Origin of the sequence: Mesorhizobium sp. M3A.F.Ca.ET.175.01.1.1 (assembly GCF_004791945.1) — a bacterium.
Taxonomy (GTDB): Bacteria; Pseudomonadota; Alphaproteobacteria; order Rhizobiales; family Rhizobiaceae; genus Mesorhizobium.
The window spans coordinates 801,775-817,117 of sequence record NZ_SRTP01000001.1 but is presented as its reverse complement, the minus strand read 5'-3'; the positions used below and the strand labels follow the sequence as shown (position 1 = coordinate 817,117).

Genomic DNA, 15,343 nt, shown 5'->3' with positions numbered 1-15,343 from the left:
TCCGTCTCGGCGCTGCGCGCCGATCCACTTTCTCCCACAACAAGAGGAGAAGGGAAGGGCTGCGACACTCCTCCGATTGCCGCCGGCACATTGCCGGTCTATCTAGGTCGGCATGAGCGAAACCACCTCACGTCCGAGCGGCTGGGCCGATCTCGCCAACCCGACGCGTTTTGTCGGGCTGGCCGGCAAGGTAATCCCGTGGCTGGCTTCCATTGCCGCTATCCTGCTCGTCGTCGGTCTCTACATGAGTTTCACCGCGCCCGAGGATTTCCAGCAGGGCATCACGGTGCGCATCATGTACATCCACGTGCCTTTCGCCTGGCTCGCCATGATGTGCTACTCGATCATGGCGCTCTCGGCCTTGGGCACGCTGGTCTGGCGCCATCCGCTGGCCGATGTGGCGCTGAAATCGGCGGCCCCGATCGGTGCCACCTTCACCGCATTGGCGCTGATCACCGGCTCCATCTGGGGCAAACCAATGTGGGGCACCTGGTGGGTGTGGGACGCGCGGCTGACCTCGGTCTTCGTGCTCTTCCTGATGTATCTCGGCATCATCGCGCTGACCCGCGCGTTGGATGACGCCAGCCGCGCCGCCTGGGCAGCCGCCATCATCACGCTGGTCGGCTTCATCAACATTCCGATCATCAAGTTCTCGGTCGACTGGTGGAATACGCTGCACCAGCCGGCTTCGGTCTTCCGGCTCGGTGGGCCTACCATCGATCCGTCGATGCTGTGGCCGCTGGCCGTCATGGCGCTCGGCTTCACGGTGCTGTTCTTCGCGCTGCACCTGATGGCGATCCGCACCGAGATCTTGCGGCGTCGGGTGATCGCGATGCGCAGGGTTGCCGCCAGGCAGGCCGAGCGCCAGTAGACGTCACCCCATCCGCCCGCGCGCCGCAACCGGCAGCGTCTCCAGCACCTTGTCGCCGTCGACCAGATGCACCTGGTCGAAGAGGTTCGTTACCACGCAGCAATGGTCGGGAACCACACGCACGCGCTCGCCGATGCGAAGCCTGGCCCCGCCCGAAAGCGTGACGTTGCCATGTTCTTCGCTCAGGGCGGTGATGCGGGCTCCGGGCACGCCGACCAGTTCGCCGAAATCGGGCAGCCCCAGCGTATCGGAGGACAGCGCCTTGCTGCCGCTATCGAGAATGGCGCGGGTTGGTGTCGGATGGCTGACCACCGTGGCGAGCACCTTCAGCGCGCAGTCGTCGAGCGTGCCGACGCCTTTGGCGACCTGGTAGCGGTCGAGATAGATGTAGGTGCCGGGCCGATATTCGGTAACCACGCTGTCCTGGCCCGAGCGCCACATATCCGGCGTGCCGCCGCTCGAGATGCGCCGGCACTCGAGCCCGTCCACTGCGAGCGTGTTGCGCGTATTCCTCAGCCATGCCTCCGCCTCGGCAGCGCGGCCCGCCGCAGGATAGGTCATCAAGCCACCGAAGCTGAGGCCTTTGGCTCTGTTGATTGCCTTAGCCAGCACCACCGCTTCAGCGGGGCTCTGCACGCCGCAGCGGCCCATGCCGGTGTCGCACTCGACCAGCACGGATAGCGGATGCCCTCCATCGGTGAAGGTCGCGGCAAGGCCTTGCAGCGTCTCATGGCTGTCTGCCGTCACCGACAGCGTCACGTGGCCATGCAGCGCCTTCAGCCGCTCCAGCTTGGCGCGGCCGAGAATGTTGTAGGGCAGAAAAATGTCGGTCAGCCCGGCATCGGCCATCACCTCGGCCTCGCCGATCTTCTGGCAGGTGATGCCGACGGCGCCCGCCGCCACCTGCTTCTTTGCCCAATACGGCAGCTTGTGCGTCTTGATATGCGGCCGAAGCTTGAGGCCATGGCGATCGGCATGCGCCTGCGCCTTTGTGATGTTGGCTTCGGCGCGAGCCGCATCGATCAGGATCGACGGCGTGTCGAGGTCGTCTATGCTTGGCATGAAAATCACCGTTCAACAGCACGTCTCCCGAAAGTGGGCCGATTTCGGGACCAGGACATGCGCAAGATCAAAGGACGGTTGAGGTTATGGCCCTGTTCCCGTCCGATGTCACGGGCCAGCGCTGCCGGTTTGCGTCGACAGCGGACGGGCGTTCAGCTATGCCGGAGGAGACATCTCAGCAGGCCCGGTCGAAGGAAGAGAACTCATGAAACGCTCCACCATCAACGACATCATCCGCGACGCCGACGCCTTCATCCGCTCGTTCGGCTACATTATGCCGCCCTTCGCCTACTGGAGCCCGGAAGAGATGAAGGCGCGCAAGAGGGATTCCTCAGCCATTTTCACCTCGCGCCTCGGCTGGGACATCACCGATTACGGCCAGGAGAAATTCGACGAGCTCGGCCTGTTCCTGTTCACCGTGCGCAACGGTCGCTACGAGGACATGAAGCTCGGCATGGGCATGCTCTATGCTGAGAAGATCATGATCTCGCGCAAGGATCAGCTGTCGCCGATGCACCGCCACAACATCAAGGCCGAGGACATCATCAACCGCGGCGGCGGCAAGCTGGTGCTGGAATTGTTCATGCATGACCGCGACGGCGGCATCGATCCGAAGGCCGAAGTCTCGGTGCCGGTCGACGGAACCATCCACCGCTTGCCGGCCGGCGGGCTCCTGAAGCTCGATCCGGGCCAAAGCGTCACGCTCCTGCCGGGCGTCTGGCACGCCTTCTGGGCCGAGGGCAAGGACGTGCTGATCGGCGAGGTCTCGACCGTCAACGACGATCTCACCGACAACGTGTTCCGCGACCCGATCGGCCGCTTCTCCAACATCGACGAGGACGTGGCGCCGGTCCATCTGCTGGTGTCCGACTATGAGAAGTGGGTGGGGTAGGCGAGGCTTCGCCGGGCCACCTGTTCCCCACTTTGTGGGACGACGAACCCAGCTGATCTGTCGGTGCTTTTGTCTGCACCGTCGCACTTCTTTTGAGGTAACGGCATGCATCCTCGGGTCTGCGCTGTGTCGCTCCGCGCCTTGCTCCGCCCCTGGATGACGACAGGCGGAACGTTCCAGCCAATTTCCAACGTCGGCGATCGGCTGCAGGCTGCGTTGCATTCGTCATCCAGGGGCGGAGCGGGAGCGAAGCGGACGCGCAGACCCGAGGATCCATGCCGTGACCGAGAAACGGAACATAGCGCTGCAGAATCAGGGCGATCCTTCGCGCCCCTGCTGGACAGCGCTGCGCACGTCTCCCGAATAGAGCCAAGTTTTACCGCGCATACTTATCCGCCTTGCGGTTTCCGAGCAGCAGCTTGCGTTCCAGATGCGCGCGCAACTCGCCGTAATAGGCGGTGAGGAAGGCCTTTGAATCGATCGGCTCGATCCTGGCGCCGATCTTGCGGCCGATCGTTTCCGCCACCGCTTTCATCGCGAAATAATCGTCGCGGCGCAGCACTTCTTCCAGCTTGTGCAGCTCCGCAATGCCATAGGCATCGAGCTGTGCAGCGCTGAACTGGAAGCGGGTCGCGACCGGCTCCTTGCGCAGCGAAAGATCCTCGACCAGCGCCACTTTCGGCGCTTCGACCACCCAGGTGCCGGCGAGCAGGTCGCCGATCCTCAGCCGGTCGCGGTTGAAGAGCGGAAACAGCGAGAACAGCAGCGCCCATACCAGGCCGAAGATCGTCGACAGCGTGTCGGCGACGCCGGCGCCTCCACGCGCGGCCATGATCGACAGCGGCAGGAAAACCTCGATCTCGCGCATCAGATTGCGCGCGATGACCTGGTCCAGCGTAAGACCCGCGCCGCTGCGCGAGGCGACACGGATGCCGATCATCCGTTTTCCGGGCGTCGCCGCCCGCCGGCCCGCCTCGAAGGCGATGAAATAGACGTTGCGCAACAGGAAGATGAAGATCAGCCAGACGATGAAGAGTGGTTCTGCTTGCTGCGCGCCGAGCCCGCCCAGGCCGAAGATCGCGACGAGGCTGACGACCACCGCGGCGACGACGATGATCATGACATCGAGCAGGAACGCGGAAGCCCGCGTGCCGGCATCCGCCAATTTGACCCGCAAGTCGACGCCCTCCGGCGTGACCAGCGGGCGCACGAGCGCGGCAGGGTTCCTAGCCGTTGCCATGCCGCACCATCCGGAACAGGTAGAAATAACAGATCCAGAGCGACAGCATGCCGCCGCCGATCGAGTACCGGGCGACGTCGCTGGTGATGGTCTGCCGGCCGATGCCTTCGAGCAAGCCGGCGAACAACAGCATGATCATTACGCCGACCATAGCGGTCGCAGCAACGCGTCCGGCCCGCGCGGCGGCGGCCATGCGCGTCAACTCGCCCGGGAAGGCGATGCTGGTGCCGATGCGCATGCCGGCCGCCCCGGCGATCGCGATCGCGAACAGCTCCGTCGTGCCGTGGATCGACAGCCAGCCGCCGAGCTCCAAGCCAAGTCCCTTGGCAGCATAGACCTGGAACAGCGCGCCCAGCATGCAGCCATTCATCAGGATGATGAGCACGCTGGGCACGGCAAAGGCGAAGCCGAGCGAGAAGGCCAGGATCGCCACCTGCGTGTTGTGCGTGAAGAGATAGGCAGCAAAGCCCGAGAGGAAGTGGTCGCCGCCGCCATAGAGCACGTTGCGCAGCATCTCGGCCGAGGAATCCGGGTTGCGCCCGCCGGCCAGGCTCGGCGCGATGATGGCGTCGTACCAGCGCTTGTCGGAAGCGACCAGCCAGTAACCGGCAATCGCGCCAATGACTGTGAGCGCGACCGACACCCACACTTCGCGCCACAGGTCGCGGATCGCCGCCGGCCAGTCGCGCAGGAAGAAGTCGCCGACGCGTGCCCGCAAAGTCCGCCGCGCGCCGTAGAGATAGAAATAGCCGCGCAGGCACAGCGCCTCGAGATAGGAAATCAGCGCGCTGTCGAGCGAGGTCGCGCGCGCCACCGAAAGCGAGGACAGCGCCGAGCGGTAGAGCAGGGGCAGCGACAGCAGCTCGTCTTCCGACAATGCGCGCGGCGCTCGCTTCTCGACCCGCGCAAGCAGCGCCTCGAAGGCCTTCCAGTCGGCCTCGCGCTCCTGGCGGAAGCTCGCCAGCGACTGGCGCACGGCATCGGTGCCGGCCGGCAGCGTCATAGGAGGTTCTCTTCCTTGAGCTGGATATAGCGTTCGACCAGCGCCGGACCAAGCCGCTGATGGTCGGCCTCGATGACATGCGCGCCGAGCAGCCGCAGCCGGCCGATCACCACCTGCCGCTGCCTGAGCAGGTCGCCGGCGGTGACCGCGCGCGCCACATCCTCGGGCGACGCCGGCGCCATGTCGGCCAGCGTCTCCAACTCGACATCCTTCATCAGCATGAACAGCACCAGATGCCGCTCGGTCAGCCGCCCCACGGTGCGCAGCATCAGCTCGGCGCTGATCGGGTCGACGAAATCGGTGAAGATGATGACCAGCGAGCGCCGGTCGAGCTTGGCCGCGAGCGTCGTCAGCGCCAGCGTGAAATTGGTCTCCTCGGTCGAATAGTCGATCTCGGCCGCGCGCTTCTGGATCATGGTGAAGCTCGGCGAGCCGCGCACCGCACCGCTGGAGACGCGCGGCCTGGCGTCGAAGGAGAACAGGCTGACGAGATCGCCGCCCTTCAGCGCAATAAAGGCGGAGAGAAGGGCGGCGGTAACGGCGCGATCGACCTTCGGCACGCCGTCGACCGGCTCGCACATCAGGCGGCCGCAGTCGATGGCCAAAACGATGTTGTTGTTCTCCTCGATCCGGAACTCGCGCGCGAGCAGCTTGCCGTGGCGGGCGCTGCGCTTCCAGTCGATCATGCGCCGGCCCATGCCGGGCTGGTAGTCCTTCAGCGCCTCGAACTCGCGCCCCTGTCCGGCACGCTTCTGCGCGTGGCCGTCGGCAAGCGCCGAGCGCTGCAGCAGCGTGATCGCCTCGTCGCGCGCCCGGCTGACATCGGGCAGCACCACTATCTTGCGATCCATCGGCAGCACGACCTGGTTCCAGACGAGGCCGAACGGTCCTTGCCAGCGCAGCCACAGCCGATCGAAGCTCGCCATGCCGCGCCGGATGGCGTCGAATTCGAGATCGAGCGTGCCGCCATGCGCCGGCAGCGCGCCGCCGGTACCGTTGACCGGCGCCAGCCGCTGGTCATGCCCGACGCGCGCCTGCAGGCGGCGCAGGCGTGCGCCGAGGCCGGCCGTGACGTGGAGCGTGAAGCGCCCGCCGACGCCGACCTGCGGCGGCGCCGTGAGCGTGGCGCTCAGCGAGGCGCGTCCGCGCCCGGCCGCCGCGTCCACCGCTAGAAAGGCGAGCAGGGCGCAGATCCACAACAGGCCGAGATACCAGACCTGCGGCAGCACGAGCGCGATCAGGAAGGCGGGAATCGCCCCCGCCGCCGCTGCCCACACCGCTCGTCCGCTCGGATAGATCAACGCGGCGCTTCCGTCTGATCGACGAGGTCGGACACGATCTGCTCCACCAGCCGTCCGTCGATCTGCGCCGCCGGCGAGAGGATGACGCGGTGCCGCAGCGCCGGCACGGCTAAAGCCTTGACGTCGTCGGGGATGACGTAGTTGCGGCCGTCGAGCGCGGCGCGGGCTCTTGCCGCGCGCGCCAGCATCGCGCCCGCGCGCGGGCTGGCGCCGACCTCGAGGTCCGGGCTCTCGCGCGTGCCGCGCACCAGCGCCGCGATATAGCCGACGACATCGTCGACGAGGGTCACGCCGCCGACCGTGGCCAACGCCGCTTCGAGCGTCTTGCGGTCGGTCTGCGCGGTGATGCCGTACTGTTTGATGTCGTGCGAGGCGGAGCCACCGCCGTGATGGACGATGATGGCGCGTTCCTCCTGCGCATCCGGATAGCTCACCCGATGCTTGAACAGGAAGCGGTCGAGCTGCGCTTCGGGCAGCGGATAGACGCCCTGGTGCTCGATCGGGTTCTGCGTTGCCACCACCATGAAGTTCTGGCCGAGCGAATGGGTGGTGCCGTCGAAGGTGACGGCGTGTTCCTGCATGGCTTCCAGCAGTGCCGCCTGCGTCTTTGGCGGGGTGCGGTTGATCTCGTCGGCAAGCAGCAGATCGCAGAAGATCGGTCCGTGCGTGAGCGTGAATTGCCCGGTCTGGAAATTGTAGATGTTGGAGCCGACGATGTCGCCGGGCATCAGGTCCGGCGTGAACTGGATGCGCCCATAGGCGACGCCGAGCGCCTGCGCAAAGCAGCGTGCGGTCATAGTCTTGGCTGTGCCCGGAGGTCCTTCGAGCAATATGTGGCCGCCGGCGAACAGCGCCGTCAGCATCAAATCGACGGTGTCGCGCTGCCCAGTGATTGCTTTGGCCACCTCATCCCTGATCGCGCTCGCCAGGGTCTTCACTTCATCGACGTTCACCAAGCCTCCTTGCCGTCCAGTCATGCAGCTTTTCCGCTGCTTCATGCATTCCGGTCAAACTGTTGGAATCGTTCGCGGCCTTGAAGCGCGAGCTGAAGCCCTGCGTTTCTTGCCTGTCGCGGGAATCGAGCCAGCGGTCGAGGGCATCGCCCTGCAATCCATATGGCGCGCCGAGAAGCGCAGCCGCGCGCTGCCGCATCAGCGACGCATAGCGGTCGCCCAAACCCTGCAGCCGCCCGGCACGCTTCAGCAGCATTGCCGTTGTGTCGACCAGCGCCCGCTTGCCGAATGCAATGGCGCGCCCCTCGGCGCGCGGCGGTCCGAACCGGCCGAGTCCATGCAGGAAGGCAAGGGCGGCGGCCACCAGCACCGACAGCGTCAGCGCCAGGAAGGGCGGCTCGACCAGGAGCTTGGCGAGATCGTAGGTCTGGCCAATGCCATGCAGCGTCAGGTCGAACATGACAGCGCCCCTGGCGGGTTCCAGCATGCCGATCATGTCGAGCGCTGCCGCCGCCTTCCGCTCATCCTTCAGTGCCGCGTTGTTGATCAGATCCGGATCGGTGAGAATGTAAAAGGGCTCCTCGTCGAGCTCGGTAAGGATGGCCTTACCATCGCCCGCCGCAATCAGAGGATGATCGTCGGCTACCCATTGCAGCTCGTCGGGCACAGCGATCTTGCGGCCTTCGATATCGATCTGCCCGGCTATCGGCTTGCCTTCGCCGAGCTTTGCCTTGGCGATGCGGCCGAGCCAGTCGTTGACCATGGTGGTCGGCAGCCGTTCGATCTTCATCTCCCAGCCTTCGTCGCCCTGCAGCGGCATGGTCTGCCATTTGGGCAGCACGAACAGCGTGTCCTTGCCCGAGCGGAGTTTCAGGATGCGCTGCAGCGCTGCCGGGTCGCTGTCCGGCGCGATGGTGACGACAAGCAGGAAGGTGGATGCCAGGGGCGACTCCAAATCCTTCTCGCCGCGCGCCATGGGTGGCGCTTGTCCGTTGGTGAGCTTGAGCCATTCGACCAGCCCGGCATAACCGGTGCCGCCCTTGGAAAGCGGGGTGGCGCCGCCCGCGGGTTGGCGGAAGTCGGGAGCATAGGTCGACAGCAGGAAGAAGCCGGCCGCCGCCAGCAGGCTGGCGAAGATGCCCCAGAACAGCGTCCTGCGGCTGAACGGCTCCTGCGCTGTGTCAGTCACCTCCGCGCTCATGCCCAGGCATCCCGGAAGGCGAAGCGCTCATAGGCACCGCGTGCATGCTGCCAACCCTCCATGCCCACCGGGCGGCGCGCGAACAGCGCGGCCTCGACGATGCGCGCGATGTCGCTGAAGGCGGCGCGGGGGCGGGTCGGGATCGAGCTCGCGGCCGCGATGTCGCGCGCCGTCAGCGACGGGCGCAGGAAGTCGGGCAGGCGGGTGGCGATATCGGCGACGCTGCGGCGAAGCAAAAGGTGCACCGCCTCGTCATAGTCGCCGCGCGCGGCAAGCGCGTCGGCTTCGGAGAGCAGGATCTGGGCCGCACCGGCATCAGGACGCCATTCCTCCTGCGCCTCGACCTCCGCTCGCTTCCGCCGCCACGGCAGCCGCCAGGCGACACCCTTCGCTTCGAGGACGATCAGGAAAACAATGACCACCACGCCGATGATCACCGCGCCCCAGAACAGATAGATCATGTAGGGCCCGATCTTGCCCAGGGCCTGCAGCAGCGGCTTCAGCCATTCCGGCGGTTTCACCTGCACCAGCGACGGCAGGTCGAACTGGATCGAATCGTCCGCCAGCAATTGCTTGTGCAGCTTGGCCAGCCATTCGGCGTCGGCCGTGCCCGGCTGTGCGACAGTCACCCGCTCCTTCCCCCTGCAACCTGCGGTTCGGCGCCGACACTGGCAACATGTCCAAACAATTGCAAGTGCACTGGACGCGGCCCTTCAAACTTGGCAAATTTACTTGTGTGTCACCCAAACGGATGCAGCGGTGACTCGGGGGAAAATATCATGACCACTGCGACATTGGGACGGCCCGGCAGATTTGAGATCGGCAGGGTGTTCAACAGCACTTTCGGGGTGATTACCCGCAATCTAGGGCTTTGCATTGGGCTTGCGCTGTTGTTTTCAGGGCTTCCGACATTCCTGTTTCAACTCTGGAATGAAGCCCACGTAGCCAATCTGGCGTCCGGCGATCCCAATCTCGCATTGAACGATCCAAACGTGGTGATCCGTGATTCGCTGTTCACCCTCGTGTTCGTCCTTGTCTACTTCCTCATGTCCTTGATGTTGCAGTCGGCCCTGGTCAGGGCCACGATCGAGGACCTGAACGGCAAGAAGCCTGAGTTTGGCGACAGCGTTCAGATCGCCCTTCGGTGCCTGCTGCCGACGATCGGCATCGGGATCCTGGTCGCGCTCGGCGCGGGGCTTGCCTCCCTGGCGCTGCTGGTCCCCGGCATCATCCTGTGGCTTGGCTGGTGCGTCTCTGTGCCGGTCCTGGTGCAGGAGCGTCTCGGCGTTTTCGGCTCGATGTCTCGCAGCCGCGCGCTGACCAAGGGCAACCGGTGGTCGCTGTTCGGGCTGTTCGTCATCATCACCATCCTGGCCATTGTTATCCAGGCGGTTCTCGGCACGGTCGTCTATCTCTTCGGCGGCATCATCGGCACCGTCCTCAGCGCCGTTGTTTCGGCGGTGATGTCGACGATCATGTCGACAGCCACCGCGGTCACCTATGTCGAGTTGCGCCAGGTCAAGGAAGGCACCAGCATCGACGAGTTGGCGGAGATCTTTTCTTAAACGCGTCGCGCTGAACGGATTCAGGCGAAGCGCTTTAAGTCTTTGTTCTTACGCATGTCATTGCCCCAGAACCGCTGCACACTTCTGGGCGGCATGCATCAAGAAGACCGTCACCCAAGAGGATCGCCATGGTGTCGACCGCTCTCAGTGCGCCCGATCGGTTCCGGATCGGGCGGGTGTTTCATGACAGCTTTGCGGTGATTGGCCGCAACCCGGTCCTGTGTGTTGGCCTCGGGGTGGCGTTCTACGCCCTGCCGAGGTTCGCCGCATGGCTTTGGTACGTGAATAGTGGTGCCGCCCGGTTGCCAGCGCAGGAATTATTTTCCCAGCACGCGATCCTCGTTGTGCTGGGCGTGCCTGTCTATTTCGTCGTCACCGCCATTCTACAGGCGTCTCTTATGCGTGCCACCATCGTGGACCTGCGCGGCGAGAAGCCAATCTTTTCGGATTGCTTCGGTATCGCGCTTGCGCTGTTGTTTCCGATTCTCGGCCTCTCGCTGCTGGCGACGCTTGGGATTATGGTCGGCCTGGTACTGCTGATCGTGCCCGGCATACTTCTCGTGCTTCGCTGGGCGGTCGCGATGCCGGTCCTTATCCAGGAAGGATGCGGCATTCTCGACAGCATGGCGCGCAGCCGCGACCTGACCAAGGGAAGTCGTTGGCGGCTGCTGGGGCTGTGGCTGATCCTCACTGTGGCGAGTGCGTTGGCGAGCCTGGTGGTCAACCGCTTCGCGATTCCTTTGAACGTCACGTTCGGACTGCTGGCAGAGGCCACCGTGAGGACGGCGGTTCTGGTGCTTTCGTCCGTTGCCAGCGCGGTTAGCTATGTCGAGCTGCGGCGGGTCAAGGAGGGCGCCAGCGTCGACGAGTTGGCGCAGATATTCTCGTAACGATTGGCGACATCCGCCGTGGTGGGGTCGGCTCTGGGACGGTCAGAAAAATTGCGACTGGGAAAGGTAATCAGCACGACTGTTGCTTTCGTCGGGCAGAATTTGGTCCTTTCATTAGTCGTCGGTGCGCTTTTTTTCGTTCTTCCTCTGACTTTGTTGGTCTATGGAGTTTCTGGTATTGGCCGCGTTTGGCGTATGTGGCTGGCGCATACGGCAACAGCCCTTGGGCGACCGCGGCCAACGTAGGCTCCGTCCAAGGTGCCGGGGTGCTGTGCCTGGCGGCGCATTTCGTGGGTCACGCAGCGCTGTCCAGGGCAACAATCGACGACATCAACGGTAATCAACCAACGACCACGAGCTGTGTTCGAACGGGTCTGCACCATCTTGGTCCGGTCCTGGGGATAGGGTTCGCGATCTATCTCGTCAAATCTTTCATTGGGTACATGAGACTTGGCGCCGGACTACTTTTTCCTCCTTATGGAAGCGGTGTCGTGTTCGTTCTTTTGACCGTACCTGCTATCATATGGGCGATGGGAATCTCGGTTGCTGTACCCGTGGCGATCCGGGAAGAGCTTGGGCCGATCGCTTCTATGTCACGCAGCCGCGCCCTGACCAGAGGATATCGCTGGCCGATTTTCGGCCTGTTTTCGATAACCCTGGGGCTGACGCTCCTGATGCGTGTGGCCTTGATTTCTGGAATTGGATATGCCGCGACCGCTATTCCTACGGCCTCTGCATTGATCATCGGCACAATCCCCTTTGCCATTGTCTCGGCGATCGTTTGGACAGTTTCGTCCGTTGGTGTGACGGCCGCCTACATCGAGCTGCGGCGAGTAAAGGAAGGTGGCGGCGTCGACGAACTGGCGGAGATATTCTCGTAAAGACTCCGCAGCGTCGTTCTCGGCATTGCGTATCCGTCTGACCGGGCCGGTGGCCGGGCGTCGCTGTCAGAGCTCGGCGTAGAGCCGCGCCGCGTTCTCGAAGGTGAAGCGCAGCGGCACCGCGCCTTCGACCTGCCAGGCACTTACCGTATCGCCGGCCATTAGCCGGCAGGCGTCGAGCGTGTTGGTGACGGCGCCACCATACAGACGGTTGGCGAGGTTGAGGATGCCGGTCTGGTGCATGGCGCTGCTGCCGCTGCCGCAGGCATCTTTGACCAGCAGCACACGGAATCCGCGCGCCACCGCGTCCTTCACCGTGGCGTCGACGCAGGCCTCCGTCCACACGCCGGCAACGACCAGCCATTCGATGCCGGCTGCCTTGAGCCTGTCGGCGAAGTCGTTCCTGGCGAAGGCGCTCGCTTCCTGCTTGACCAGCAGGGCTTCGCCGTCCTGCGGCGCCACCTCATGGCAGGTCGCCGTCAGCGGATCGTCCTTGTCGGAGAAGGCCGACTTGCCGCTTTCGTCCACCGGATGGAACGGCCGCGCCTCGGCAAGATCGACGACATAAGCCCAGTGGTAGAGCGGCACGAAATTGCGCCGCGCAGCATGCTGCAGGCGCTGGACGTTGGCGAGGATCTCGGCGAAGCCCTCGACCAGATAGCGCCTGTCCTGCGGTGTTCCTCCTGCAGATCCACGAACACCGCCGCCACCGTGCCGGGCCGGAGTGAAAGGGGAGCCTTCATGGGAAGGCCTGCACTTCGTCGCACAGGGAACGCCCCGGTGGGACAAGAGGCGTGCGGCAGGACTGGACAGTGTTCACGATAGTTCTATTTCCCAGAGCCTTCATTGCTGGCAGAGAGTGGAACGGTAGCGGGCGTTCCGGCCGGCTTGCAACGCGGAGGCGACATGATGTTTGCGGCAACCGCCATCGATACCGGCGACAAGCCCGCCTTCTACGACGAACTGGCCGTGCAATTGAAAGCGCTGCTCGAAGGCGAGCGCGATTCGATCGCCAACGCCGCCAACACCGCGGCGCTGATTTTTCAGATGGTCCCCGACCTCAACTGGGCCGGCTTCTATTTCCTGCAATCGGACGAAGAGCTGGTGCTCGGCCCGTTCCAGGGCAAGCCAGCCTGCGTGCGCATCGCCGTTGGCAAGGGTGTCTGCGGCACGGCGGTCGATCTCGGCATGTCGATGCTGATCAAGGACGTGCACGACTTCCCCGGCCACATCGCCTGCGATGCCGACTCGCGTTCGGAACTGGTCGTGCTGCTGCGGGACGCCGACGGCGTTTTCGGCGTGCTGGACCTCGACAGTCCGCTGCCCGCCCGCTTCGACAAGGAGGACCAAGCCGGCATCGAGAAGCTGGCCGCCATCTATGTCGCGGCGAGCTCGTTTGAGGGCTAAGGTTTCGCCCGGCCGTTTGGGCCAGCGACTGGTTGACAGGCTCCTGCCTCCCAGGCGGTCGAGGCAGGCCGCCCGGAGCTTCGCCTGCTGACCAACGGCGCCTTCGAGGCCAATATCGCGCTCTACAGGAAACACGGCTACGCGCTCGATCGCGAAGAGCCTTTCATGAACGGGGCAACCGTCTATATGGGCAAGAGGCTGGAGCCTTGAAGCGCGTCGCGATGGACCGCATTGGGCGGCGCGCTTTCGGTCTTTTGTGTCGCTCTCCCAAAACCGCGGTACACTTTTCGGCGATACGCACGAAGGCATCTGAACGCGACGCGCTGGATCAGCTGTCCCTCGCGTTTGACACCATCACTGCCGCGCCGTTACCTCTGGCGGTATACGACGATCAAGCAGCGGCGGCCGACAGGAGCGAGAACCATGTCACACAATCTGCAGTTCTACATTGACGGCGCCTGGGTCGATCCGGTGGTGCCAAACAATTTCGATGTCATCGATCCCTCCAATGAGGACGCCTTCGCGCAGATCTCGCTCGGCAGCAAGGCCGATGTCGACAAGGCGGTGGCCGCCGCCAGGCGCGCCTTCAACAGCTTCGGCTTCAGCGAAGTCGCCGAGCGGCTCGATATCCTCAACCGCGTCATCGAGGTCTACAAGAAGCGCAGCGGCGATCTTGCGCTCGCCGTCTCACGCGAGATGGGCGCGCCGCGCCAGTTCGCGCTGGACAACCAGGTCGCCTCCGGCCGGGCGCATCTGCAGAAGATGGCCGAGGTGCTGAAGACCTTCCAGTTTCGCCATGTGAAGGGCTCCTCGCTCGTCGTCAAGGAACCGATCGGCGTCGTCGGCCTGATCACGCCGTGGAACTGGCCGCTCAACCAGATCGCCTGCAAGGTCGGCCCGGCGCTCGCGGCCGGCTGCACCATGGTGCTGAAGCCGTCCGAGATCGCGCCGCTCGACGCCATCATCTTCGCCGAGATCATGGACGAGGCCGGCGTGCCGAAGGGCGTCTTCAACCTCGTCAACGGCGACGGCCCGACCGTCGGCCACGCGCTGGCCAGCCACCCGGACGTCGACATGATGTCCTTCACCGGCTCGACACGGGCCGGCATCCTGGTCGCCAAGGCGGCTGCCGACACCGTCAAGCGCGTGCACCAGGAGCTTGGCGGCAAATCGGCCAACATCCTGTTCCCCGATGTCGACCTCGAAAGGGCCGTCACCAAGGGCGTCGCCGGCTGCTTCGGCAACAGCGGCCAGTCCTGCAACGCGCCGACCCGCATGTTCGTGCCGCGCGACCGCCACGACGAGGCGGCCGCCTACGCCAAGACCGCCGCCGAGAAATTCACCGTCGGCCCGGCTGACGCGCCGGGAACAAAACTCGGCCCGGTGGTCAGCCAGCTCCAGTTCGACAAGATCCAGGCTTTGATCCAGGCCGGCATCGATGAAGGCGCGACGCTGGTCGCCGGCGGCCCCGGCCGCCCGGCCGAGCTCAACCGCGGGTATTATGTCCGCCCGACCGTGTTTGCCAACGTCACCCACGACATGAGCATCGCCACCGAGGAAATTTTCGGGCCGGTGCTGTCGATCATGCCCTACGACACGGTCGAGCAGGCGGTCGAGCAGGCCAACGACACCGTCTTCGGCCTTGCCTCCTACATCCAGGCCAAGGACATCGAGAAGGCACGCCAGGTCGCCGCCCGCATGCGCTCGGGCTGCGTCTACATCAACTACCCGACCTGGGACGCCGGCCTGCCCTTCGGCGGCTACAAGCAATCCGGCAACGGCCGGGAGTATGCCGAGTATGGGCTGGAGGATTTTCTGGAGATCAAGGGCATCGCGGGGTACGAGGCGGCGGAGTAGGGTTCTGTTTGTTCGGGGTCGCCTGCATGCATCGACAGCGACAATAGAGAGGGCGCGGTCTCAACCAAGCCCTCTCGTTGTAGTCAGTCAGGTGTTCGCCTAAAGAACTGCGTCCCTCTTGTCTTGCAGTTCTTCGTAGTCAATCGCCACCTTAACGAGGTCACTCAGTTTCCGTTTGAATGCGCGAGCAGGGGGCCTTTGCCTTTTGCCCATGTCTGAC

The 15,343-nt window shown here is 64.4% G+C and carries 14 protein-coding genes and 1 pseudogene; 7 read left to right on the top strand and 8 right to left on the bottom strand.

The window, feature by feature from the left end; all coding sequences use genetic code 11:
* Positions 1 to 112 precede the first annotated feature (112 nt).
* A complete protein-coding gene (locus EN818_RS04130) occupies positions 113 to 871 on the top strand; it encodes a heme ABC transporter permease (protein ID WP_095808389.1) in 759 nt (252 codons plus the stop codon).
* Positions 872 to 874: 3 nt separating this feature from the next.
* Here the strand turns inward: EN818_RS04130 and EN818_RS04125 are convergent, their stop codons facing one another.
* Positions 875 to 1,933 carry a D-TA family PLP-dependent enzyme gene (locus EN818_RS04125; protein WP_095808388.1) on the bottom strand — a complete coding sequence of 353 codons (1,059 nt, stop codon included), beginning with the start codon at positions 1,931 to 1,933 and terminating at the stop codon, positions 875 to 877.
* A 205-nt stretch (positions 1,934 to 2,138) separates the two neighbouring features.
* Between EN818_RS04125 and EN818_RS04120 the strand changes: the two genes are divergently transcribed.
* A complete protein-coding gene (locus EN818_RS04120; protein WP_095808387.1) occupies positions 2,139 to 2,825 on the top strand; it encodes a D-lyxose/D-mannose family sugar isomerase in 687 nt (228 codons plus the stop codon).
* 376 nt (positions 2,826 to 3,201) lie between these two features.
* Here the strand turns inward: EN818_RS04120 and EN818_RS04115 are convergent, their stop codons facing one another.
* Genes EN818_RS04115 through EN818_RS04090 form a run of 6 tightly spaced genes read right to left on the bottom strand, consistent with a single transcriptional unit; the run spans position 3,202 to position 9,152 of the window.
* Positions 3,202 to 4,065: an RDD family protein gene (locus EN818_RS04115; protein WP_095808386.1), complete on the bottom strand. Its 864-nt coding sequence runs from the start codon at positions 4,063 to 4,065 to the stop codon at positions 3,202 to 3,204.
* Positions 4,052 to 5,068, bottom strand: a complete 1,017-nt coding sequence (locus EN818_RS04110) for a stage II sporulation protein M (RefSeq protein WP_095808385.1) — start codon at positions 5,066 to 5,068, stop codon at positions 4,052 to 4,054. Before EN818_RS04110 ends, EN818_RS04115 begins: the two co-directional genes overlap by 14 nt.
* Positions 5,065 to 6,369 carry a DUF58 domain-containing protein gene (locus EN818_RS04105; protein WP_095808384.1) on the bottom strand — a complete coding sequence of 435 codons (1,305 nt, stop codon included), beginning with the start codon at positions 6,367 to 6,369 and terminating at the stop codon, positions 5,065 to 5,067. Before EN818_RS04105 ends, EN818_RS04110 begins: the two co-directional genes overlap by 4 nt.
* A complete protein-coding gene (locus EN818_RS04100) occupies positions 6,366 to 7,322 on the bottom strand; it encodes a MoxR family ATPase (protein WP_095808383.1) in 957 nt (318 codons plus the stop codon). The genes EN818_RS04105 and EN818_RS04100 overlap by 4 nt, the downstream gene beginning before the upstream one ends.
* Positions 7,309 to 8,511: a DUF4350 domain-containing protein gene (locus EN818_RS04095; RefSeq protein ID WP_245420550.1), complete on the bottom strand. Its 1,203-nt coding sequence runs from the start codon at positions 8,509 to 8,511 to the stop codon at positions 7,309 to 7,311. Before EN818_RS04095 ends, EN818_RS04100 begins: the two co-directional genes overlap by 14 nt.
* A gap of 8 nt (positions 8,512 to 8,519) precedes the next feature.
* Positions 8,520 to 9,152: a DUF4129 domain-containing protein gene (locus EN818_RS04090; protein ID WP_095808381.1), complete on the bottom strand. Its 633-nt coding sequence runs from the start codon at positions 9,150 to 9,152 to the stop codon at positions 8,520 to 8,522.
* Between the two features lie 150 nt (positions 9,153 to 9,302).
* On the opposite strand from EN818_RS04090, the gene EN818_RS04085 reads away from it, so the two are divergent.
* The 3 genes from EN818_RS04085 to EN818_RS04075 all read left to right on the top strand — a co-directional run bounded on the left by EN818_RS04085 (position 9,303) and on the right by EN818_RS04075 (position 11,859).
* A complete protein-coding gene (locus EN818_RS04085; protein WP_095808380.1) occupies positions 9,303 to 10,088 on the top strand; it encodes a hypothetical protein in 786 nt (261 codons plus the stop codon).
* A 128-nt stretch (positions 10,089 to 10,216) separates the two neighbouring features.
* Positions 10,217 to 10,978 (top strand): glycerophosphoryl diester phosphodiesterase membrane domain-containing protein, encoded by a 762-nt coding sequence (locus EN818_RS04080; protein WP_095808379.1) that lies wholly within the window; start codon positions 10,217 to 10,219, stop codon positions 10,976 to 10,978.
* A gap of 266 nt (positions 10,979 to 11,244) precedes the next feature.
* On the top strand, positions 11,245 to 11,859 hold the full coding sequence (locus EN818_RS04075) for a hypothetical protein (RefSeq protein ID WP_129552789.1): 615 nt from the start codon (positions 11,245 to 11,247) through the stop codon (positions 11,857 to 11,859).
* Positions 11,860 to 11,925: 66 nt separating this feature from the next.
* Here EN818_RS04075 and EN818_RS04070 read toward each other — a convergent pair.
* A pseudogene (locus tag EN818_RS04070) lies at positions 11,926 to 12,602 on the bottom strand (isochorismatase family protein).
* A gap of 166 nt (positions 12,603 to 12,768) precedes the next feature.
* Between EN818_RS04070 and EN818_RS04065 the strand changes: the two are divergent.
* Both EN818_RS04065 and EN818_RS04055 read left to right on the top strand, forming a co-directional pair.
* Positions 12,769 to 13,266, top strand: a complete 498-nt coding sequence (locus tag EN818_RS04065; protein WP_095808419.1) for a GAF domain-containing protein — start codon at positions 12,769 to 12,771, stop codon at positions 13,264 to 13,266.
* 423 nt (positions 13,267 to 13,689) lie between these two features.
* Positions 13,690 to 15,123, top strand: a complete 1,434-nt coding sequence (locus EN818_RS04055) for an aldehyde dehydrogenase family protein (protein WP_095808376.1) — start codon at positions 13,690 to 13,692, stop codon at positions 15,121 to 15,123.
* Positions 15,124 to 15,343: the final 220 nt, after the last annotated feature.

Bases quoted from the DNA above. Each gene is read 5' to 3' on its own strand.
- EN818_RS04130 (WP_095808389.1), top strand. From the start codon at position 113: ATGAGCGAAACCACCTCACGTCCGAGCGGCTGGGCCGATCTCGCCAAC.
- EN818_RS04110 (WP_095808385.1), bottom strand. From the start codon at position 5,068: ATGACGCTGCCGGCCGGCACCGATGCCGTGCGCCAGTCGCTGGCGAGC.
- EN818_RS04065 (WP_095808419.1), top strand. From the start codon at position 12,769: ATGTTTGCGGCAACCGCCATCGATACCGGCGACAAGCCCGCCTTCTAC.
- EN818_RS04085 (WP_095808380.1), top strand. From the start codon at position 9,303: ATGACCACTGCGACATTGGGACGGCCCGGCAGATTTGAGATCGGCAGG.
- EN818_RS04055 (WP_095808376.1), top strand. From the start codon at position 13,690: ATGTCACACAATCTGCAGTTCTACATTGACGGCGCCTGGGTCGATCCG.
- EN818_RS04115 (WP_095808386.1), bottom strand. From the start codon at position 4,065: ATGGCAACGGCTAGGAACCCTGCCGCGCTCGTGCGCCCGCTGGTCACG.
- EN818_RS04120 (WP_095808387.1), top strand. From the start codon at position 2,139: ATGAAACGCTCCACCATCAACGACATCATCCGCGACGCCGACGCCTTC.
- EN818_RS04080 (WP_095808379.1), top strand. From the start codon at position 10,217: ATGGTGTCGACCGCTCTCAGTGCGCCCGATCGGTTCCGGATCGGGCGG.
- EN818_RS04125 (WP_095808388.1), bottom strand. From the start codon at position 1,933: ATGCCAAGCATAGACGACCTCGACACGCCGTCGATCCTGATCGATGCG.